This is a genomic window from Bacteroides sp. NSJ-48 (assembly GCF_014287405.1).
In the GTDB taxonomy this organism is placed as follows: Bacteria; Bacteroidota; Bacteroidia; order Bacteroidales; family Bacteroidaceae; genus Bacteroides; species Bacteroides stercoris.
In genome coordinates this window covers 13,704-35,885 of sequence record NZ_JACOOD010000005.1, presented here as the reverse complement: position 1 = coordinate 35,885, position 22,182 = coordinate 13,704, and the positions used below count along the sequence as shown (strand labels likewise).

Sequence of the window (22,182 nt, the reverse complement as noted above, 5' to 3'; positions counted from 1 at the left end):
ATGGCGGCGTTACCTATTTATAATGACTGTTGTTCTTTAATATACCTATATCAAGTGATTGCGGCATCGGGTGCAATGCCGTATCTTTGCAACATCAGATTTAAAGAATGAATTAGTTAGTCATAATTACGTAACCACTTTTATGAAGATAAAAGGATCCCCGTTTTCCGATGCGACATCGTGAAGCGGGGATTTGTTTTGTGGCGGATGTGGCGGAGATACCTGTCGGACTGATGAAGTTCCAGCGGCAGGTCAATATGTTTTTCTCCTATGGGGAAACGGGTTTTGCATTCTTTCTTCCGGCAGGCTGTGTGGAAGAAAGGATTATAAAGTATCTTTAATATCGCTCAGTTCCACCAGCTTGTTCACAATGGCATAGATGGTGAGGCCTGCGGGAGAATGTATCTGCAGCTTGCGTGCAATGTTGCGGCGGTGGGTGATGACGGTATGGATAGACAGATACAGTTTGTCGGCAATCGCCTTGTTGGTCATGCCTTTTACGACGCAGGTAATGATTTCCTTTTCACGTTGGCTGAGCGTTTCCTGTTCGCTGTCCTTCTCATCTTCTTCTTCGGTATGGAGAAGACGGTTGATTTTTGTGGTAATCATTTCGATATCGTCACAGATGGCGATGCTTTCGTCATACTCTTTCAGCGCATTATTGTCTATGACGGAACATACCAATGCGATGTATTTGATACTGTTTCCGTTATGGTTTGTCTTGAAAGAGGGCAGGTCGAACCAACCGCCGAAAGTAGGGTTTACGATTACAATGTCGGGAGTGTGCAGATGTATAAAGTTCTGCAATGCTTCCGGTGACGACACCTCGATGGGGTGCGCATTCAGATTGGGAATGCGTTTGAGCACTGCCGCAAGACCACTTCGTACAATGACCGAAGTTTCTGCAACAACTATTTTCAGAGAAATATTATTGTTCATCTTTCAGCCTTTTTTCTATTTGCGCTACGGCGGGAACAAACATATAGTCTTCTACCTGGCAATGCGATGCAAGGTCCTGTTCGCAATTGAAGATGTCGAAAAGGACGGCGTTCAGAAGATTGTTGTTCTCTTTTTCCGGATAGTACTTGATGATGATGTTTTTCAGTTCCTTCAGCTTGGTGTCTATCTGGTTGTGCTTGCTGGCGAAAGTGGCGATGTTGTACACATCGGACGGTCTGCCTTGCAGCAATTGCTCCACGTAAGTGAAGACGGCTTTGTTTTCGTACTCCATGTGGCGGCGCACTTCCTTGGCGTATTCGTCAAAGAACTTAAGGATGAGATAAGCCACGTCATTGTCTCTGGAGCAGTCTATGGCTTCTATCAGCTTGCGGCGCATGGCAGGCAGGTTGAAGTCGAGGAAGTAGGCGTGTGCGCGTTTCAGATAATCCATCAGTGCCGGAATCGAGAAGGAATCATTGTCCGCACTGTACGAGTATTGCTCCTCGCTGATGAAATTGGCTACGGCGAGGAAGGTGCGGTAGTCTACATGCTGGGCTTCGCAGACATCCTTTACGCTTTTGTCTCCGAAGCCGAGCGACAGCCCGAAACGGCTCATCACCATTAATAAGGAGTAATTGTCGCAGATGAGGTCGCTCATCTTGTCCGTAGCCCGATATTTATGTTGTTCATTCATTGTAGGTTATTCCTTTCCACTCTATGTTTCGGGCGCAAAGTAACGGCTTTTCTTCGAGAACTGCAATCGCTATTTGTAGGTATTTTGACCGGTATGATATACTAATCCGGATTGATTTTTTATCTTTGTCGAGATTAACGGTAAAACATCTTTGCTATGAAACGGACTTTATTGGCCTTGATTGCCGCCATTGTATCTTTGGGAAGCGCCGAACCGCTTTCCGCCTGTACTTCTGCCGTAATTTCCGGCAAGGTTACCCCCGACGGACGTCCTTTGTTGTGGAAGAACCGCGATACGGACTTTCCACAAAACAGCGTGAGATACTTCTCCGGCGGTCGCTATCCTTTTGTAGCCGTTGTGAACAGTGTGGAAGACAATCCGACGGATGTGTGGATAGGTACGAACGCCGCGGGCTTCTCCATTATGAATACGCAATCCTATAATCTGGTCGAGGTGAAACCCGGTGAGGAACGTGGAGCGGCTAACGGACGGGTAATGCGGCGTGCGTTGGAAGTGTGTGCTACGGTAAAGGATTTCCGCCAATTTCTCGATACGCTGTCCAAGCCCAGCCTGATAGAGGCCAACTTCGGCGTGATTGATGCCAAAGGCGGCGCTGCCATGTTCGAAGTGGATTATTACGAGTATGTGATGTACGATGCCAACAATCCTAAGGATGCGCCTTGCGGATACATTGCACGCACCAACTTCTCTTTTTCCGGCAAGGTGAATGAGGGAGCGGGTTATGTCCGCTTTATGCAGGAAGATAAACTGCTGATGCCGGCCTCTGCTACGGGACAGATTACGCCGCAATGGATATTCAGGGAGCTTTCCCGCTCTTTTGCCAATCCGCTTTTGGGGATTGATTTGAAGAGCGGGGATTTCAATCGTCCTAAGACAACGGGGTGGTTTGTAGACCAGGACTTCATCGCACGCAGCAGTACGGCAAGTTCGGTGGTGGTGCAGGGCGTGAAAGAAGGGGAGCGGCCCGAACTCACTACGATGTGGACAATTCTGGGGTATCCGCCTACCGGAGTGGCAATGCCCGTCTGGGTGAAAGGGGCGGACAAGGCTTTGCCGAGGTTGCTGGTTCGCGACGAGGCAAGGAAGGTTTCTCCTTTGGGCAATTGGTCGGTAATACTGGCAGAGGATGTTTTCTCTTATGGACAAGGTATGGGCAGCAACCGCTATATGAACTGGGAAAGGCTTTATAATGCCGATAAGAACGGCTATATGCAGTTGCTGGCTCCGGTAGAGGATGAGGTGTTCCGGCGCACCGCACCGGTATTGAAAGAGTGGCGCAGGAAAGGGAAAGCGGATGTAAAGGCGATGCAGTCGCTCTATAATGAGCTGGATGCGTTCATTGAAGCCGAATATGCGGAATTATTTGAACTTTAATTACTTATTATTGATTTTATACATGAAACACAAACTGATTATCTGCATTTCCGCTCTTTGTCTGGGGCTTGCCGGAAATGTGCAGGCGCAAAACAAGAAAATGTATCGGAACGGTTGGATCGATTTCAACAAGAACGGGGTGAAGGACATTTATGAAGACCCTTCCCAACCGGTTGAAAAGCGGGTAGCCGACCTGCTCTCCCAAATGTCAGTGGAAGAGAAAACCTGCCAACTGGCAACCCTTTACGGCTACGGACGTGTGTTAAAGGATTCCCTGCCCGTTGCCGGCTGGAAAAACGAAATATGGAAAGACGGCATTGCCAATATCGATGAGATGCTGAACGGCGTGGGAAAGAAGTCTGCGCAGGTTCCCGGTTTATTGTACCCTTTCAGCAATCATGCCGAGGCCGTCAATACCGTGCAGCGCTGGTTTGTGGAAGAAACCCGTTTGGGGATTCCCGTTGATTTCACGAATGAGGGGATTCACGGACTGAACCACACCAAAGCCACTCCGTTGCCTGCTCCTATTGCCATCGGAAGCACCTGGAACAAAGAGCTTGTCCGCCGTGCCGGTGTCATAGCCGGACAAGAGGCGAAAGCGTTGGGATACACCAATGTGTATGCTCCCATACTGGATATCGTACGCGACCCGCGTTGGGGACGTACATTGGAGTGTTATGGAGAAGAGCCCTATCTGATAGCGGCTTTGGGAACGGAAATGGTGAACGGCATCCAGTCGCAGGGAGTAGCCGCCACCTTGAAGCACTATGCAGTTTACAGCGTGCCCAAAGGCGGGCGTGACGGGAATTGCCGTACCGACCCGCATGTGGCTCCGCGCGAGTTGCACGAACTGTTTCTTTATCCTTTTAAGAAGGTCATTCAGAACTCGCATCCCATGGGAGTGATGAGCAGTTATAACGATTGGGACGGTGTACCCGTGTCCGCCAGCTACTATTTCCTGACGGAATTGCTGCGCGAGGAGTATGGCTTCGACGGCTATGTGGTGAGCGACAGCGAGGCTGTGGAGTTTGTGGAGTCCAAGCATCATGTGGCGGATACCTATGATGAGGCTGTGCGCCAGGTTTTGGAAGCCGGCTTGAATGTGCGTACCCACTTTACTCCGCCTTCCGATTTTATTCTGCCCGTCCGCCGGTTGCTGGAAGAGAAGAAGATTTCAATGGCTGTGATAGACAAGCGTGTGTCGGAAGTGCTGCGGGTGAAATTCCGTTTGGGACTGTTCGACCAACCTTATGTAGCCGATACGAAAGCCGCCGACAGAGTAGGCGGGGCAGACCGGAATATGGATTTTGTGAAGCAGATGCAGCAACAGGCACTTGTGCTTCTGAAGAACGAGAATAATATCCTTCCGCTGGATAAACGGCAGATAAAGAAGGTGCTGGTGACCGGTCCGTTGGCTGATGAGGATAACTTTATGACCAGCCGTTACGGCCCTAACGGATTGGAGACGGTTACCGTGCTTGCCGGTTTGCGTAATTATCTGAAAGGCATTGCCGACGTGGATTATGCCAAAGGCTGTGATATTGTGGATGCAGGTTGGCCTGCCACAGAGATATTGCCTGCGCCCATGAGCGAACAGGAAAAGCACGGCATTACCGAAGCCGTAGCAAAAGCCGATGAAAGTGATGTCATTATTGCCGTGCTTGGCGAGGATGAGTATCGCACGGGAGAGAGCCGTTCGCGTACTTCGCTCGACTTGCCGGGACGCCAGCAGCAATTACTTGAGGCATTGCATGCAACGGGAAAGCCGGTGATACTGGTGCTGATAAACGGGCAGCCGCTCACCGTCAACTGGGCAAATGCTTATATCCCAGCCATCTTGGAGTCGTGGTTTCCCGGTTGTCAGGGGGGAACGGTGATTGCGGAGACTCTGTTTGGCGAGCATAATCCGGGCGGCAAGCTGACGGTGACTTTCCCTAAGAGCGTAGGACAGATAGAGCTGAACTTCCCTTTCAAACCCGGTTCGCATGGCGCTCAACCGCATTCCGGTCCAAACGGTTCGGGCGCAACACGCGTCATTGGCGAACTGTATCCGTTCGGTTTCGGTCTGAGCTATACGACTTTTGCTTACTCCGATTTGGAAGTCTCTCCGTTGCAACAGCATACGCAGGGCGAATATACGATTAAAGTCAACGTTACGAATACAGGAAAACGTGCGGGTGACGAGGTGGTGCAGTTGTATGTACGCGATAAGGTGAGCAGTGTCATTACCTACGATTCGCAGTTGCGCGGTTTTGAGAGGGTATCCTTGCAACCGGGTGAAACCAGGCAGGTCACTTTCTCCTTGAAGCCGGAAGACTTGCAGATTCTGGACCGCAATATGAACTGGACAGTGGAGCCGGGCGAGTTTGAGGTTATGATAGGCGCATCCAGCCAGGACATAAGGCTGAAAAAGACAATAACGGCTTTGCCTTGACGATAGCCGGATTGTAAAGTACGGGAAAGGTTTTAGGGCTGTGCCGGTTGCGGGCAGACTTATGATAGTTGGGAACGGAGATATGCAAGTATCTCCGTTTCTTGTTCCGGATGGAACCAGCGTATCTCTTCATCCCGCTTGAACCACGTCATCTGCTTACGGGAGTAGATGCGTGAATTCTGCTGGATTTTCTCAATGGCAAAAGGCAGTGTCCATTCACCGTCCAGATAGTTGAAGATTTCCTTGTAGCCTACGGTGTTCAGTGAATTGAGTGCACGGTGAGGGTAGACACTGCGGGCTTCCTCTACCAGTCCGTCCGTTATCATCTGTTCTACGCGTTGGTTGATACGGGCATATAATTCTTCACGGTCACGGGTGAGTCCTATTTTGATGATGCGGAAAGGCCGCTCTTTCTTTTGCTGTGTGCGGAAAGAGGTGTAGGTCTTGCCTGTCATATAACAGATTTCCAGTGCGTGGATTACCCGTTTGTGGTTCTTCAGGTCTACGATTTTGTAGTATTCCGGGTCCAGCAGTTTCAGTTCGGCACAGAGGTGCTCCAAACCTTCCGTTTCGTATTTGTGCAGCATAAGCCGGCGGGTTTCGGCATCTACGGTAGGAATGTCGTCAATGCCTTTGCATACGGCATCTACGTACATCATGGAACCGCCGGTCAGGAGTACGACCTCGTGCCGGGTATAGAGTTGCTCAAGAAGTTGCAGTACTTCGGCTTCATATTGGGCGGCACTGTAATAGTCGGTCAGTTGCAGTGTGCCTACAAAGTAATGCCGTACCCGTTGCAGTTGTTCTGGGGTAGGGGCGGCCGTACCGATTTTCAAATCGGCATAAAGCTGTCGTGAATCGGCGGAAATGATACATGTTCCGAAGTGTTCCGCCAGTCGGAGACTGAGTTCTGTCTTTCCTACTCCCGTGGGGCCTATAAGTACTATCAATGTTTTCATGAGATTGCAACAAAATAATTCGGGCGAAAAACAATTGCATCCTTTGAAGCGAATGTATCCTCAAGGGAAGTCTCGTTGTCATTGGAGCAGGTGCTATTCGCCCGAACCGGTTTATCAGAATTTGTCGTCTTCGTAAGCAATACCTGCGGCTCCATCGTCCAAACCGCCGAATCCTTCTTTATCGAAGTCTTCCATGTCGAAGTCCTGGTCGCCGTAGAAACTTTCGTCCAAGTCGAGCGAGCCGCTGGCAGCAGCCATTTCTTCAAAGTCAACGGTCTGCTTGGGAGCCTCTCCGGCTTTCTTGGTGCATTTTGCTCCGGTCATATTCTTGCCGGTGATGATTTCGGAGAGTTCGATGAAGAAACAACGTTCTGTCATGTAGTCGAACACGTACAGGAGTTTCTGCTTTTCGTCCTCTACCAATTCGCTGACCTGGGTGTCTTTCATCACCCAACTGTCTATTTCCGGATTGTCGTCCATTTCTTCGAGGGTAACTTCTTTTTCCTTTTCCCAATCATCATCGCAGATGAAGAAAGAGGTCATCTGGTCGTCGGTATAACCTACTGATTTCACGATAGCTTCGTGAAAGTCATAGAACGTGGCTTCCGGGTCAATCTGTATTTCTCTGATGAAGTCGTCCGCTTCGTCGGAGATGAGGGTAAATCTATATATCATATTATTAACTTTTTATTTGCTTGCAGGAATAATGCCGCGAGCCGATTCGCGTATAAAGTTTACAATATAGCTGATTTCTGGGGTCATTTCCATTTCATTCTCAATCTTTTTCAAAGCTTCCGTATTGTTTAGTCCGCTTTGATAGATGATGCGGTAGGCATTGTGAATGGCCTCGATGGTTTCGTTGGAGAAACCGCGACGGCGCAGTCCCACGATGTTGATGCCTGCATAGCAGATGGGTTCCCGTCCGGCTATGATGTACGGCGGTATGTCTTTGCTGAAGCGGCATCCGCCCTGTATCATGCCGAATCCGCCTACGTGGCAGAACTGGTGCATCAGTACGTTGGCACTGATGATGGAATTGTCGTCTATGACAATCTCGCCTGCCATTTTTGTGGAATTGCCGATGATGCAACCGTTGCCGATAAAGGCATCGTGTGCAACATGTACACCTTCCATCAGCAGGTTGTTGCTGCCAACGATTGTCTTTCCTTTGGCAGCCGTACCCCGGTTGATTGTCACGTTCTCGCGGATAGTATTATTATTGCCTATCTCGGCGGTAGTCTCTTCTCCCCGGAATTTCAGGTCTTGCGGGATAGCACCGATTACAGCTCCGGGAAAGATTGTATTCCCGTTGCCGATGCGTGAACCGTACAGAATGTTGGCATTCGCCATAATCTTGTTGTTATCGCCGATTACCACATTCTTGTCGATGAAAACAAAAGGAGCAATCTCTACGTTTTCCCCGATTTTCGCTTCGGGATGAATATACGCTAAGGGACTTATCATAATTAATTTACTTGTTTTTTACTATTTGAGCCATAAATTCAGCCTCACACACTACCTTTTCGCCTACAAATACATAGCCTTTCATAGTAGAGATACCCCGGCGGATAGGAGCCAGCAGTTCGACACGGAAAATCAAAGTATCTCCCGGCACAACTTTCTGGCGGAACTTGACGCCGTCTATCTTCATAAAGTAGGTGGAATAGCGTTCGGGTTCGTCTACGGAGTTCAGAACAAGTAAACCGCCTGTCTGTGCCATGGCCTCTACCTGCAATACGCCCGGCATGACGGGTTCTTGCGGGAAGTGTCCCTGAAAGAAAGGTTCGTTGGCTGTTACGTTCTTGACACCTACGATGTAGTTGGCACCTATCTCAATTACTTTATCTACCAGTTGGAACGGATAGCGGTGCGGCAACAGTTCACGGATACGGTTTACATCCATAATGGGTTCGCGGTTGCAGTCGTAAGTAGGGGCCTGTATCTCGTGCAGACGGATTTCCTTACGCATCTGGCGGGCAAACTTGTTGTTGATGGTATGCCCCGGACGTGTGGCAATGATACGTCCCTTGATGGGCTTGCCAATCAGAGCCAGGTCACCGATAACGTCCAGCAGTTTGTGGCGGGCGCATTCGTTGGGCCATACCAGCGGTTTGTGGTTGATGTAACCCAACTGCTTGGCGTCCATGTGAGGCACGCCCATTACATCGGCAAGCTTGTCGTAGGCATCCTGCGGCATTTCACGTTCATAGATAACAATGGCGTTGTCCAGGTCGCCGCCTTTGATAAGTCCGGCTTGCAACAGCGGTTCTATCTCGCGTACAAATACGAAAGTGCGGCTGGCGGCTACTTCATCCTTGAACTTTGCCATATCTTCCAATGTGGCAAACTGGTTGGGGATGATGGTCGAGTCGTAGGATACCAGTACGTTCAGACTGAAGTTTTCATCGGGCAATACGATGATGGATGAGCCGGTGGCATCGTCACGGAATTCAATCTTGGATTTGATGATATAGAAATCCTTTACGGCACTTTGTTCCACCGTACCTACACGTTCTATTTCGTTGACATAATATTGGGCACTTCCATCCAGGATAGGAAATTCCGGACCGTTCACCTGAATAAGGCAGTTATCTATGCCCAAAGCGTAAAGCGCAGCCATGCCGTGCTCTACGGTACTTATCTTAACCCCGTTTTTGGAAAGCACGGTGCCGCGTGTCGTTTCGGTCACGTTATCGGCAACAGCGTCAATGATAGGCTGACCTTCCAGGTCGGTACGCTGAATCTTATATCCGTGATTGTCCGGAGCAGGGTTGAAAGTAACGGTCAGATCAAGTCCAGTGTGAAGACCTTTCCCACTGAGTGAAAAGCTGTCTTTCAGAGTCTTTTGTTTCAACATTGGTTACTTATTTAATTGTTTTTTTAATTCATCGAGTTCTTTGCGGAGCGCATTCAACTCAAAGTACATATCCGGCAGCTTGCGGAATACGGACTGTGACTTGAAGTAGGGCTTCACTTCCATAGGCGGCGTACCTATTAATACACTGCCTTCTTTAATACTGCTGGGAACACCGGATTGTGCGCCAAGGTTCACTTTGTTTCCGATGTGGATGTGTCCGGCTATACCCACCTGACCGCCAAACATACACCATTCGCCTACTTTGGTGGAACCGGCTATGCCCACTTGGGCCGCCATTACCGTATGCGAACCGATTTCATCATTATGTGCCACCTGCACCAGATTATCCAGTTTTACACCGCTGTGAACGATAGTCGCTCCCATCGTGGCACGGTCTACACACGTATTGGCGCCGATTTCCACATTGTCTTCCAATAGGGTGATTCCGATTTGGGGAATCTTTTCATACCCTTCGGGAGTGGGGGCGAAACCGAAACCGTCTGCACCGATTACACAACCGGCATGCAGGATGCAACGGTTGCCTACGCGACAATCGTGGTAGATTGTTGCATTTGCGTAAATAATGCAATCATTGCCTACTTTAGCACCGCTTCCGATAGTGGCATGCGGATGAATTACCGTATTGTCGCCCACTTCTGCATGGTCTCCTACATAAGCAAAAGGCGCAATGTAAACATCTTTGCCTATTTTGGCAGTTTCGGCAACGTATGCGCGCGGGTCGATGCCGGTGCGTTTCGGTTTGCTCTGTTCATACAGGTTTAATAATTTGGCAAGGCTTTCGTAGGCATTGTCTACCTTAATCATGGTAGCTTTTACTTCCTGTTCGGGAGTGAAATCCTTATTAACCAAAACAATACTCGATTGGGTTTCATACAGATAAGGTATGTATTTAGGGTTGGATAAGAAAGAGATTGCCCCCGGTATTCCTTCTTCAATCTTGGCGAAGGTATGCACAGTTGCATTCTCGTCTCCTACGATTTCTCCTTGTATAAATGTTGCAATTTGTTTAGCAGAGAACTCCATGTTTTATTGTTGTTAGATGGTTTCAAAACACAAATAACGGACTTTTTTTTTATATATCCTTGTCCTGCGGTGAATATTTTATACTTATCTATGCAAACGTTGATAACATAAGTAGTACTTTTTTACTTTTTTTGAGAGTAGGGAGATGTTGAGCATGTCCGATGCTTCGGCTATGTTTTTAATGGAACCGTCGTTGTACAGGATGTCGATGCTGTCGTCTGCCGGGTCGTACATATTCTTCTCAATGCTTGGGGTAGAGATAAAATAACCGGCTTCGAAAAGAGGGATATCCAGCTGTTCGCCGATTTGCCGGGTGATTTCTTCTTTACGCTCCTCGCTGAAAGGTTCGGTGGAGATTTCCACTTTGAATATGTTACGGTTAACCATGCCCATACTCAGTGTGGAAAGCACCCTGTCCGGATGTGTGCTCCATACTTTCAGGGCAGTCCAAAGATCGTTGTCGTCCAGTTGGATAAAGTTTTCCAGGCAGTCCGGGTTATTGTAGAATATTTCCCGGTTGATATCATTGTATAAAAAGAATTTCAGTGCGGGCGGGGCAAACAAGTCCACGCCTTTGCCGGCTAACTCCTTGGCACGCAGCAAGGTGCTGATGAGCATCTTTTCGTAGGCAACCGATGTCTTATGCAGATATACCTGCCAGTACATCAGGCGGCGTGCAGTGAGGAAGTTTTCGATAGAGTAGATTCCTTTGGATTCTACGACCAGATGGTCGTCTTTTACATCGAGCATCTTGATGATGCGCGCCGAACCTATGTTACCTTCCGTTACTCCGGTATAGAAGCTGTCGCGGCGCAGGTAGTCGAGGCGGTCCATGTCCAGTTGTCCGCTTACCAGCTGGTGGAGGAAACGCTTGGGGTATTCATCCTTGAATATTTGGATGGCAAGTGTCAGTTGCCCGTTCATTTCTTTGTTGATGCGTTCCATGAGCATCAGGGAAATGTCTTCGTGCGAGACACCTTTTACAATAGTATCTTCAAGCACGTGCGAGAACGGACCGTGCCCGATGTCGTGCATGAGGATAGCCGCCTGTACGGCTTCCGCTTCACTGTCGAAAATGAAGTTTCCTTTGGCGGTAAGCTGCTGGATAGCTTCACTCATAAGGTAGAATGCCCCCAGTGAGTGCTGGAACCGGGTATGCTGTGCGCCGGGATACACCACGGACGATAATCCCAATTGTTTGATACGGGTGAGGCGTTGCAAAAGGGGATGTCGTACAAGGTCGTACAGCAGTCCTTTGGGTATGTTGATGAATCCGAACACCGGATCGTTGATGATTTTACGTTCGTAAGGCATAGCTAAGTATTTGAGGACAAAGGTAATTTGTTTTTAGGAGATGACAAAATATGATGCTATACAAGGAAGTTCATCACCAGTCGTGTTGAGATGATAACATCTAAGTTGTAAATCGCAGTAGGTTTATATTTTGAGATAGTATTATGCAAAATTTGCATATTACTGTCTCTGTCAAGTTCTCCTTCTTTGAAAACATTTGCAATGTGGCGGGCTATGACAGATTGGTCCTTTTGAAACCTTCGAGCATATTGTGCGGGATTATCATGTATTGATACGAACCGGGCAGAATCAGGCGAACAATTACCCATTTCGCCGATTCTGCTCGGTTATGTTTAAAATAAGTTTTTATTTGCTTCTCAGAGTATCGCTTTCAGCTGTTCCGCCATCTGAGCCTGTACTTCCTGTGCGGCTTTGCGTGCAGCGGCTGCGAAGTTTTCGGTCTTGTCTACATAGATGATACCGCGGCTGGAGTTAACAATCAACCCGCAAGTCTTGTTCATGCCGTACTTGCAGACCTCTTCCAATGAACCGCCTTGCGCACCTACGCCGGGTACTAAAAGGAAGTGGTTGGGAACAATCTTACGAATATCTTCGAAAGCACGTCCTTGGGTGGCGCCTACCACGTACATCATTTGCTCGTCGTTTGCCCATTCCTGTGACTTGCGCAATACTTTTTCGAAGAGACGTTCACCGTTTTTGTCTTCCGTCAGTTGGAAGTCGTGCGAACCTTTGTTGCTGGTCAGTGCGAGCAGGATAACCCATTTGCCTTCGTAGGTGAGGAATGGAGTAACGCTGTCTTCTCCCATATAAGGAGCTACGGTTACCGAGTCTATGTCCAGCTCTTCAAAGAAAGTACGTGCATACATGGCAGAGGTATTGCCGATGTCGCCGCGTTTGGCATCGGCGATGATAAACTGGTCGGGATAGTTCTGCTTGATGTAGTTCACGGTCTTTTCAAAGGCAATCCAGCCTTTTACTCCCATGCTCTCATAGAAAGCGAGATTCGGTTTGTAGGCGATACACAGGTCGGCTGTTGCATCGATAATCGCTTTGTTGAAGGCAAAGATGGGGTCTTCTTCTTTCAGCAGGTGTTCCGGAATCTTCTTGATATCCGTGTCCAGACCTACGCATAGAAATGATTTCTTGCGTTTGATATTCTCAAAGAGTTGTTGTTTGTTCATATCGCAATTTGTTGGTTTAATGGTTTTACTTTTTAAATAAATATCCCTTGATGCTCATTCTTACATCTTCGTCACTGTTCTTTTCATAATGGATATCGAATGCAGTCAGCATGAACAGGTTCTTGGGAGAATTGCATCGGAAAGAGGTAGGCGGTATATGACCGTGCTTGCTGTTCTTTTCCAACATTTTCAATGTGCTGAGCTCGATGTATACGCTATCGTTCAGATTGTCCGTCCGGGTATCGAGTGCAACGGGCAATATTCCATTTTCAAGATATTGGCGGGGGATGGTAAGAAAGCGGCTTGATATACCATCGCTGGGTATGGCGATAAACCGCGTATAGCCTTTGGGAACACTGATGTTCGTCTGACTGTCGATTGCTCCGCTATAAGTAACTCTGCCGCTATCAGTGCCGGTGGGCGCTGCATTTGCTTCAATATCCGCTGCCACGGAATAGAGGTTGTAGGTTACGTTTCTGTCTATCAGATGGGTGACGCTCTCCGTGCCGAACCAGCTGTTCAGGTATCTGAATTTACTGTTTATCCGTATCGCCTGCTTTTCCGGCAGCGAGTACATCCATTCCTCATATTGTTGTAGCGAGAGGGGGGCTTTTGCCCGGCAACTGCGTTGCATCTCGGCTTTGATTTCGTTAAGAATGACATTCTTTGTAATGCCGGCATAGTTGACGGGCAATGCCGACGTCAGCAAAAAGATGATGGCAAACGAAATGGGTATCCAGTTGATACGCCGTGCCTTGATGGCGAACAACCCGATACAGACAAAATAGAACCAGCCGTTGAGTGTGGCGAGATAGAGCCGGTTAACGGTAATGCCGTAATCGTTGAACCGGCGCACGATGCCTATGGTCATCAGCAACAGCAGAGGCAGTATCAGTACGGGCATCCAGCGGGCAATCCAGTTGTCAAACCGTTTGTTCTCTTCGAGACGTTTGGGATACAGGCCGAATTGAATGGCGATGCACACCGTCATTAATGCTACGATGAGCCATGACACCCAGCCTGTGGGCAGTTCCCAACTGACAAGGATGCGGGCGGCATACATGTAAAGCACTGTCAGATATCCGGCTGTTAGCGGAAGGAACAGGTAGTGTATGATGCCGTTCAGGAATTCGGATGAGTGAGGTTCGCGGTTGTGTTTGTCCTCTCCCTGCGGCAACAATCCGAGAAACAGTATCAAGGCGAGCGTTATGCTGCACAGATAATAGATATAGGCATAGCACTTTCCGCTGAAATGGATGTCGAACAGCTGGTGCAGTGAGAACAACAGCAGACTGATGCCTGCCCATAGGATGAGGCCTATGATTTGTGTAACAGCGAACGAAGAAACGGCGTTCAGTGCAAAATTCCAACTGGCAATGTCATTCTTCTCGCGCAGGAACGAGAGGAAGAATGTGGAAAGCCCTATGGTGAGAATGGCTGCCGTGTGGGCGATGCCGATTTCAATCCATGAACTCTCTGTACCGAGATAATGGTATAGCAGAAAAGCATCGGCTATGAGCAGGGCGTGTGCGGCAAGTTGTACGCCTGTCTTCCACATCCGGCTTTTTACTTCTTCGCTCCACAGATGAAGCGTGAGCGAAAGCAGGATGCCTACCGACAGGTAGTAACCGGTTATAAACAGCAACCGTTCTTCACCTGTCCAGCTTATTGATGTCAGATGAATGAGATAGGCTGTGAATGCAAAGATAAAGGCTACCGTAACCGGGAAGCGCTTCAGGCAGTTCTGAAACGCTTCGGTAACCGTGTGAAACGCTTTCTCTACTGATAGCCCTTTCATAACTACAATTCGCTTTCTTTCAGTCGCTCTGCATTTTCCGCAACAATCAGATGGTCGATGCAATCCTGAATATCACCGTCCATAAAGGCGGCAAGGTTATAAATGGTATAGTTGATGCGGTGGTCGGTAATACGTCCTTGCGGATAGTTGTAGGTACGTATCTTTGCCGAGCGGTCACCGGTAGAGACCATTGTCTTTCGCTTGGAAGCGATGTCGTCAATGTATTTCTGGTGCTCCTTGTCGTATATAAAGGTACGCAGGCGCGACAGGGCGCGTTCTTTGTTCTTCGGCTGGTCGCGCGTTTCGGTACATTCGATGAGAATTTCCTCTACGACACCCGTATTCGGGTTCTTCCAGTTATAGCGCAGGCGTACGCCGGATTCTACCTTATTTACGTTCTGACCGCCCGCACCGCCGCTTCGGAAGGTATCCCATTTGATTTCTCCCTCGTTGATGACTACATCGAACTCTTCGGCTTCGGGCAGCACCGCCACGGATGCGGCGGATGTGTGTACACGTCCCTGTGTTTCGGTGGCAGGCACGCGTTGTACGCGATGTACACCCGATTCATATTTCAGCGTGCCATATACGTTGTCTCCCGTTACGGAGCAGATGATTTCCTTGAAACCGCCGGCTGCGCCCTCGTTGGCGCTGGATATTTCCAGTCTCCAGCCTTTTGCCTCACAATACTTGGTGTACATGCGGAAGAGGTCGCCTGCAAAAATGGCGGCTTCGTCTCCACCTGCACCACCGCGGATTTCGAGAATGGCGTTGCGGCTGTCCTGCGGGTCGGCGGGGACAAGCAGGAGCTTTATCTCTTCTTCCAGTTCAGGCTGGCGCGCCTGGCAGGCATCAAGTTCTTCGCGTGCCATTTCACGCATCTCGGCGTCGGTTTCGTTGGCGATGATTTCTTTGGCTTCCTCGATGCCGTTCAGTACCTGCATGTACTCTTTGCGGGCATTCATCAGGTCGCCCAGTTCTTTGTACTCTTTGGTGAGTTTGACGTAGCGCTTCTGGTCGGCAATTACCGCCGGGTCGGTAATCAGTGTGGACACTTCTTCGAAGCGGGCAACGAGGCCTTCCAGTTTCTCTAATATGGTGTTGTTATCTGCCATTTAATTAAAGTGGTAATGTTACGAGATGACAAGTCGGCATTAATATCTGAACTCTCCGAATTCACTCTTGATAATCAGTTCTTTCTTATCGCTCTCTTCGATACGTCCTACAATCTGTGCATCGATGTTGAAGCTTTTGCTGATGGCAATCACTTCTTCCGCATGCTCAGGAGAAAGATATACTTCCAGACGGTGTCCCATATTGAATACCTTGTACATTTCGCTCCAGTCCGTATCGCTTTGCTCCTTGATGGTCCTGAACAGCGGCGGAACGGGGAAAAGGTTGTCTTTGACAACGCGGCAGTTATCTCCGACAAAGTGCAGCACTTTGGTCTGCGCACCGCCGGAGCAGTGTACCATACCGTGAATTTCGGGACGGAGCGCATCGAGCAGTTTCTTAACCACCGGCGCATATGTACGGGTGGGAGAGAGCACCAGCTTTCCGGCATCCAGCGGACTGCCTTCCACGCTGTCTGTCAGTTTCAGCTTTCCGCTGTATACCAGTTCGTCGGGTACGGCTTTGTCATAGCTTTCCGGATATTTCTCCGCCAGATATTTGGCGAATACGTCGTGGCGGGCGCTGGTAAGCCCGTTGCTGCCCATACCGCCGTTATACTCTTTTTCGTAAGTGGCTTGTCCGCAAGAGGAGAGGCCTATAATCACGTCTCCCGGACGGATATTGGCATTGTCGATAACATCCGAACGCTTCATGCGGCAGGTTACCGTAGAGTCAACGATGATGGTACGCACCAGGTCGCCCACATCGGCGGTCTCGCCACCGGTGGCATATACGCCTACACCCATTTCGCGGAGTTCGGCAAGCAGTTCGTCCGTACCGTTGATGATGGCGGAAATCACTTCTCCGGGCACAAGCAGCTTGTTGCGTCCGATGGTGCTTGATACCAGGATATTGTCCACAGCACCTACACAGAGCAGGTCGTCGATGTTCATAATCAGCGCATCCTGTGCGATGCCTTTCCAGACGGAGAGGTCGCCCGTCTCTTTCCAGTACATGTAGGCCAGACTGGATTTTGTTCCTGCGCCGTCGGCGTGCATGATATTACAATACTCAGGGTCACCGCCCAGGATATCGGGGATGATTTTGCAGAAAGCCTGCGGGAATATACCTTTGTCGATGTTCTTAATGGCGTTGTGCACATCTTCTTTGGATGCGCTGACGCCTCTCATCATATATCGTTGATTACTCATGGGATAATAAGTTTGTTCAATTGAGCACAAAAGTAGTGATTATTTCGCTTATAGCCTTAGCTTTGCGTAAAAAATATCCCCTCATCCGGCATCGTACTTGCAAGCCTGTGTGGGTGCGACACCGGATGAGGGGATATTTGATATTCAATTCCGTCTCTTTAGAACTCCACCTTAGGTGCTTGTTCGCTTCCTTCGGCGGCTTCAAAGTAGGCGCGCTTCTCAAAGCCGAAAAGACCGGCAAGAATGTTTTTGGGGAAACGGCGGATTGCCGTATTAAAATTCTTCGCCGCATTGTTGAAGTTGGTACGTGCCACGTTGATGCGGTTTTCCGTACCTTCCAACTGGGCTTGGAGCTCCAGGAAGTTCTGGTTGGCTTTCAGGTCGGGATAGTTTTCGGTAATGGCGAGCAGCTTGCCGAGAGCGGAAGTAACCGCGCCCTGTGCCTTTTGGTATTCGGCCAGCTTTTCCGGTGTCAGGTCGTTGGCGTCTACAGTCATCTGGGTGGCCTTGCTACGGGCTTCTACCACACCTTCCAGCGTTTCCTTTTCGTGAGAGGCATATCCTTTGACTGTGTTTACGAGATTCGGTATCAGGTCGGCACGACGTTGATATTGTGTTTCTACGTTAGACCATTGCCCGCTGACGTTTTCGTCCATGGTAACGAGTCCGTTATAACCGCTGACTCCCCAAATGGCGAGAAGGGCTACGACAACAATGATGATAATGGTTGATTTTTTCATACTTCTTTTTTTGTTATTAATGATGCAATCTGAATTGGTTTGTTACAGGAGACGCCCGGCCGTTCCGCTCAGAACCGTGAACCGGCTCCGCCGCCACCGCCCATGCCGCCTCCGAAGCTGCCGCCGCTGAATCCTCCGCCACTGCTGCCGAAGCCGCCGCCTCCGAAAATGACGGGACCGCCGCCACCTCCGCCCTGATAGTTCTCATCGTAAGACTGTTGGCGGCGTACTACCTTATGTCCGCAATTGCGGCAGGTATAGGTGACATCTTCCGTCCGTACTCCGTTGCGGCGTGAGATAAGCACGCTGTTGCTCCGTTGCAGCTTATGCTGGCCGCATTGCGGGCATTTGCTTGCAGCGCGTGTTTTCAGTATTCCTGCCGCGATGGCGATGGCAAAGAACCCCGCAACGGCCAGAATCAATCCTATTGGAGAGCCGCCGTCACTTTCGTCCGGGTCGTTTGCCATACTTCCGTCAAGACGGGCGCATACGGCACGAACGCCGGCCACCATACCGGCATCCCAGTTGCCGTCTTTCAGGTAAGGAATCATGTCCCGCGTTTGAATGCGTTTGCAAATGGCATCGGGCAGGTCTCCTTCCAGTCCGTATCCGGTATAGAACTGAATACAGCGCTGGTCGGTTACCAGCAGGATAACCAGTCCGTTATTCTTTCCTTTCTTGCCAACGCCCCATTCGTTGAGCAACCGGTGCGAGAAGTCAAAACAGTCCTCACTGCCGATGGACGGGACAACTGCCACTACGGTTTCAATGCCGGTTTGCTGTTCCAGGGCATAGAGCATGCGGTCTATTTCGTCGCATGCCGGGGCGGAAAGGATACCGGCGGGGTTGCAAACGTAGCGTGTCTTGTCCTGAAAATGTACTTTAGGAATGTTTCCGGTAGTGTAAATCTCTTGTGCCTGCAGGGAAACAAGCATGCACAAGAGGAATGTTATGGAGATAAATCGTTTCATACTTATTGTATTTGTAGGGGCTAAGGTAGGAAAAATCACGTCAACGTATGTATTTCCCTACGAATTTCTTTACATGCTCCGTATATTCCTGCGGATAGTCCTTGTAGGACATGGCATGTGCGGAACCCGGAACAATCCACAGCTCCTTCGGTTCCGGCTTGGCTTCGTAAAGAGGGTAGACCATCCATGTAGGCACATAGGAGTCCGCATCGCCGTGTATAAAGAGCATGGGCAAGGTACACTTCCTGACCTGCTCCAAAGCCGAAGCTTCACGGAAATCCCATCCGTACTCTTGTTCGCAAAGCCGGCTTGCCACATGCAGCAGCGGGAAAGCGGGCAAGCCGTATTGTGCTTTCAGTTCGCCCCGGAACTCATCCCATACGCTGGTATAGCCGCAGTCCTCGACGAAACATTTGATGAACGGCTGCTGGTGTATTCCATGTTCCACTTCACCGGACACCATCATGGTGGTGGCAGCTCCCATTGAGATGCCGTGCACTACCATTTCCGTACCGCTGCTGCGCATACGGGTGCTGTCGCCTGCGGTCACCGTTTCATTGTTCCTGCCGAAAAGCTCGTCGGCGGTTGCGGTCCATTGCAGTACGTCGAGACGGTCGAGCCAGCCCATTTGTATCTCGGCACCCTCGCTTGCGCCATGACCGTGCAGGTCGGGCAGAAGGATGTTGTACTTCAGTTGCCGGTTGTACAGGTAGCCGATGTTGAGCATGCGGATGGAGTTGTCGGTATAGCCGTGCACAATGACGGCCGTTTTACGGGTGGGTTCGGCGGCGGCTACATACAGCGCATGCAGGGTTTCACCCCGGTCGTTCTTTATATAGAAGTCGCGCAGTGCCCCTGCCGTCTGCAGGCTGTCCACCCACGGTTTCAGCTCGGGATATTGCCCGAACATGTATTCGTAGGAAGCCTGGCTGTTGCGGGAGCGTGTAATCAGTTCATCCGGGTTCAGCGCATGCCCCAGCATATAGTATCCGCCGCACAACAGGGCGGTACAAAGCGCAGCGAGACCTATGAATGAATATTTCAGTATTTTTTTCATGTTACTTGTTCCAAATTTCCCATGCGGCAAAGGCTTGCAGCAGCAACATTTCAAGTCCGTTCTTGGTGACGGCTCCCTGCGCTTTGCCTTTCTTCATGAAGAGTGTTTCATTTGGATTATACAACAAATCGTAGAGCAAATGGTTGGGAGTAAGCAGTTCGTAGGGTATGTCCGGGCAGAAATCCACTTTGGGGAACATGCCCACGGGCGTACAGTTTACGATGACCGTATGTTCGGCCATGATTTCGGGAGTCAGCTCTCCGTAGGTCAGGAACTTGTCGTCCTTTTTGGTACGTGACACGAAAGTGCTTTCTATTCCTAAATTCTCCAGACCGCGATATACGGCTTTGGATGCACCGCCTGTGCCCAGGATAAGCGCTTTCTTGTGCTGGGGTTGCAGCAGGGGTTCGATGGATTGCGTAAATCCGATGATGTCCGAGTTGCAGCCTATCAGCTTGATTTTGCCTTTGGGAAGGCGGACAATCTTGATAACGTTGACCGCACCAATCTTGGCGGTGTCCTTATCCAGTTCGTCGAGGTAGGGTATAACCTGTTCTTTATAGGGAATGGTTACATTGAGTCCACAGAGATTGGGGTTTTCTTCAATCACTTCCATGAAGTCTTCGATGCGGGGAATCTCGAAGTTCACATATTCGGCGTCAATGTTCTCTGCTTTAAATTTCTCGTTGAAGTAGCCGATGGAGAACGAATGTTTCAGCGGGTAACCGATTAAACCGTATTTCTGCATATCCAAAATGTGTTAAAGGGGGAATATAAGTGACTATTTCTTAGCAATGTATAAGGTGCATATTCCGAAAGTCAATCGCTTGAAGCGTACCTCGCTGAACCCTGCCTTGCGGATTACTCCCTGCATGATTTCGCCTTGCGGAAAGGCGCGGATGCTTTGGGGCAGATAGGTGTAGGCGCTGTTGTCTTTCGAAATGAACTTGCCGAGCAGCGGGATGACGGCTTTGGAGTAGACGGTAAAGAGTTGTTTCATCGGGAAGCGGTCCGGCGTGGAGAGTTCCAGTATGACGAGATGTCCGCCGGGTACGAGTACGCGGCACATTTCGGACAATCCTTTATCCAGTCCGTCAAAGTTACGGATGCCGAACGCCACGGTCACGGCATCGAAGCTTTCATCGGCAAACGAGAGAGAGGTGCAGTCCTCCCGGGCAAAGGAAATCCTGTCCGAGAGGTGCGCCTGTTTTACTTTTTCACGTCCCACATTCATCATGCCTTCGGATATGTCGGTCCCGATGAGCATATCGGGCTGCAATTCGCGGCAGGCAAGTATGGCAAAGTCTCCGGTTCCGGTCGCTACGTCCATTATGCGCCGGGGGCTGAAAGGGCGGAGCGTGTCAATCGCCTTCTTGCGCCAGCTGTGGTCTATGCCCATCGACAGGGTATGGTTCAGCTTGTCGTAAGCGGGGGCGATGTTGTCGAACATCTCTTCAACCTGTTCGCTCTTCTTGCCGTCGTTGCCGTAAGGCTTGATGTGTTCTTGGGGGTAGTCCATCCGTCAATCGTTACTTTAAGTACTCCGTTACGTTCTTTTCAATACGTTCGGCGATGTTGCTTGTGTCCTCTTTAACGAACTTCTCGCCGGTGATGTGCTCGTACAGCTCAATGTAACGTTCGCTGATGGAAGTCACGATTTCGTCGGTCATTTCCGGAACCTGCTGTCCCTCTTTGCCCTGGAAACCGTTGTCCATTAGCCATTCGCGCACGAATTCCTTTGAAAGCTGCTTTTGCGGTTCGCCTTTGGCAAAGCGTTCTTCGTAGCCTTCGGAGTAGAAATAGCGGCTGGAGTCCGGTGTGTGGATTTCGTCCATCAGGTAGATAGTGCCGTTGTGCTTGCCGAATTCGTACTTGGTGTCGACGAGAATCAGGCCGCGTTCTGCAGCGATTTCCGTACCGCGTTTGAAGAGTGCCATTGTATATTTCTCCAGAATTGCATACTCTTCGGGAGTGGCCAGGCCTTTGGCAAGAATCTCCTCTTTGGAGATGTCGGCGTCATGCTCGCCGATTTCGGCTTTTGTGGTCGGGGTGATGATGGGTTCGGGGAATTTCTGGTTCTCCTTCATGCCTTCGGGCAGCTTTACGCCGCAGATTTCGCGGACACCGCTCTTGTAGGCGCGCCATGCACTGCCACAGAGATAGCCGCGTACAATCATCTCAACCGGGAAGCCTTCGCACATAACGCCCACGGTTACCATAGGGTCGGGGGTGGCTGTTTTCCAGTTGGGGCAGATGTCGGTGGTGGCATCGAGGAACTTGGCTGCAATCTGGTTCAGCATCTGTCCTTTGAAAGGAATACCTTTCGGCAATACTACGTCGAAGGCTGAAATGCGGTCGGTAGCGACCATAACTAACTTTTCGCCATTGATGTTGTACACATCGCGCACTTTTCCATGATAGACACTTTGCTGTCCGGGAAAGTTGAAATCTGTTGCTGTTAATGCATTCATTTTA

The 22,182-nt window shown here is 49.8% G+C and carries 21 protein-coding genes; 3 read left to right on the top strand and 18 right to left on the bottom strand.

Features of this window, described 5'->3' with window-relative positions; translation table 11 throughout:
• Positions 1–170: 170 nt before the first annotated feature.
• Entirely contained in the window at positions 171–341 is a 171-nt protein-coding gene (locus H8S52_RS03765; protein WP_186909311.1) for a hypothetical protein, read from the top strand.
• Here H8S52_RS03765 and H8S52_RS03760 read toward each other — a convergent pair.
• Together H8S52_RS03760 and H8S52_RS03755 are read right to left on the bottom strand one after the other, a co-directional pair.
• Positions 325–939 carry a response regulator transcription factor gene (locus H8S52_RS03760; RefSeq protein ID WP_005658017.1) on the bottom strand — a complete coding sequence of 205 codons (615 nt, stop codon included), beginning with the start codon at positions 937–939 and terminating at the stop codon, positions 325–327. The genes H8S52_RS03765 and H8S52_RS03760 overlap by 17 nt on opposite strands.
• Positions 929–1,633, bottom strand: a complete 705-nt coding sequence (locus H8S52_RS03755) for a hemerythrin domain-containing protein (protein ID WP_005658014.1) — start codon at positions 1,631–1,633, stop codon at positions 929–931. Before H8S52_RS03755 ends, H8S52_RS03760 begins: the two co-directional genes overlap by 11 nt.
• A gap of 156 nt (positions 1,634–1,789) precedes the next feature.
• Here H8S52_RS03755 and H8S52_RS03750 point away from each other — a divergent pair, with 156 nt between their 5' ends.
• Both H8S52_RS03750 and H8S52_RS03745 read left to right on the top strand, forming a co-directional pair.
• Positions 1,790–3,028 carry a hypothetical protein gene (locus H8S52_RS03750; RefSeq protein ID WP_186909310.1) on the top strand — a complete coding sequence of 413 codons (1,239 nt, stop codon included), beginning with the start codon at positions 1,790–1,792 and terminating at the stop codon, positions 3,026–3,028.
• Between the two features lie 22 nt (positions 3,029–3,050).
• A complete protein-coding gene (locus H8S52_RS03745; RefSeq protein ID WP_186909309.1) occupies positions 3,051–5,462 on the top strand; it encodes a glycoside hydrolase family 3 N-terminal domain-containing protein in 2,412 nt (803 codons plus the stop codon).
• A gap of 59 nt (positions 5,463–5,521) precedes the next feature.
• Here the strand turns inward: H8S52_RS03745 and miaA are convergent, their stop codons facing one another.
• From miaA to H8S52_RS03665, 16 genes are all read right to left on the bottom strand, one after another.
• Positions 5,522–6,421: a tRNA (adenosine(37)-N6)-dimethylallyltransferase MiaA gene (gene miaA / locus H8S52_RS03740; RefSeq protein ID WP_016661543.1), complete on the bottom strand. Its 900-nt coding sequence runs from the start codon at positions 6,419–6,421 to the stop codon at positions 5,522–5,524.
• 114 nt (positions 6,422–6,535) lie between these two features.
• Positions 6,536–7,096: a hypothetical protein gene (locus H8S52_RS03735; RefSeq protein WP_005658005.1), complete on the bottom strand. Its 561-nt coding sequence runs from the start codon at positions 7,094–7,096 to the stop codon at positions 6,536–6,538.
• Between the two features lie 12 nt (positions 7,097–7,108).
• Positions 7,109–7,885 (bottom strand): acyl-ACP--UDP-N-acetylglucosamine O-acyltransferase, encoded by a 777-nt coding sequence (gene lpxA, locus H8S52_RS03730; protein ID WP_005658004.1) that lies wholly within the window; start codon positions 7,883–7,885, stop codon positions 7,109–7,111.
• A gap of 7 nt (positions 7,886–7,892) precedes the next feature.
• Complete coding sequence (locus H8S52_RS03725; protein ID WP_016661542.1) at positions 7,893–9,278, bottom strand: bifunctional UDP-3-O-[3-hydroxymyristoyl] N-acetylglucosamine deacetylase/3-hydroxyacyl-ACP dehydratase; 1,386 nt, start codon at positions 9,276–9,278, stop codon at positions 7,893–7,895.
• Positions 9,279–9,281: 3 nt separating this feature from the next.
• Complete coding sequence (gene lpxD, locus H8S52_RS03720) at positions 9,282–10,322, bottom strand: UDP-3-O-(3-hydroxymyristoyl)glucosamine N-acyltransferase (protein WP_016661541.1); 1,041 nt, start codon at positions 10,320–10,322, stop codon at positions 9,282–9,284.
• Between the two features lie 84 nt (positions 10,323–10,406).
• On the bottom strand, positions 10,407–11,636 hold the full coding sequence (locus tag H8S52_RS03715) for an HD domain-containing protein (RefSeq protein WP_186909308.1): 1,230 nt from the start codon (positions 11,634–11,636) through the stop codon (positions 10,407–10,409).
• 356 nt (positions 11,637–11,992) lie between these two features.
• Positions 11,993–12,817 (bottom strand): orotidine-5'-phosphate decarboxylase, encoded by an 825-nt coding sequence (gene pyrF / locus H8S52_RS03710; protein ID WP_117740293.1) that lies wholly within the window; start codon positions 12,815–12,817, stop codon positions 11,993–11,995.
• Positions 12,818–12,842: 25 nt separating this feature from the next.
• Positions 12,843–14,615, bottom strand: a complete 1,773-nt coding sequence (locus tag H8S52_RS03705) for a DUF4153 domain-containing protein (protein WP_186909307.1) — start codon at positions 14,613–14,615, stop codon at positions 12,843–12,845.
• A gap of 2 nt (positions 14,616–14,617) precedes the next feature.
• Positions 14,618–15,730: a peptide chain release factor 1 gene (gene prfA / locus H8S52_RS03700; protein ID WP_117954997.1), complete on the bottom strand. Its 1,113-nt coding sequence runs from the start codon at positions 15,728–15,730 to the stop codon at positions 14,618–14,620.
• Between the two features lie 39 nt (positions 15,731–15,769).
• Positions 15,770–16,939 (bottom strand): AIR synthase-related protein, encoded by a 1,170-nt coding sequence (locus H8S52_RS03695; protein WP_117954999.1) that lies wholly within the window; start codon positions 16,937–16,939, stop codon positions 15,770–15,772.
• A 158-nt stretch (positions 16,940–17,097) separates the two neighbouring features.
• Entirely contained in the window at positions 17,098–17,679 is a 582-nt protein-coding gene (locus tag H8S52_RS03690; RefSeq protein WP_005657989.1) for a LemA family protein, read from the bottom strand.
• Positions 17,680–17,747: 68 nt separating this feature from the next.
• On the bottom strand, positions 17,748–18,650 hold the full coding sequence (locus H8S52_RS03685; protein WP_186909306.1) for a YgcG family protein: 903 nt from the start codon (positions 18,648–18,650) through the stop codon (positions 17,748–17,750).
• A 40-nt stretch (positions 18,651–18,690) separates the two neighbouring features.
• A complete protein-coding gene (locus H8S52_RS03680) occupies positions 18,691–19,707 on the bottom strand; it encodes an alpha/beta hydrolase (protein ID WP_005657986.1) in 1,017 nt (338 codons plus the stop codon).
• 1 nt (position 19,708) lies between these two features.
• Positions 19,709–20,455, bottom strand: coding sequence for a shikimate dehydrogenase (locus H8S52_RS03675; protein ID WP_117907149.1), 747 nt, complete (start codon positions 20,453–20,455; stop codon positions 19,709–19,711).
• A 33-nt stretch (positions 20,456–20,488) separates the two neighbouring features.
• Positions 20,489–21,226, bottom strand: coding sequence for a bifunctional demethylmenaquinone methyltransferase/2-methoxy-6-polyprenyl-1,4-benzoquinol methylase UbiE (ubiE, locus tag H8S52_RS03670; protein WP_186909305.1), 738 nt, complete (start codon positions 21,224–21,226; stop codon positions 20,489–20,491).
• Positions 21,227–21,236: 10 nt separating this feature from the next.
• A complete protein-coding gene (locus H8S52_RS03665) occupies positions 21,237–22,178 on the bottom strand; it encodes a phosphoribosylaminoimidazolesuccinocarboxamide synthase (protein ID WP_016661534.1) in 942 nt (313 codons plus the stop codon).
• Positions 22,179–22,182 lie beyond the last annotated feature (4 nt).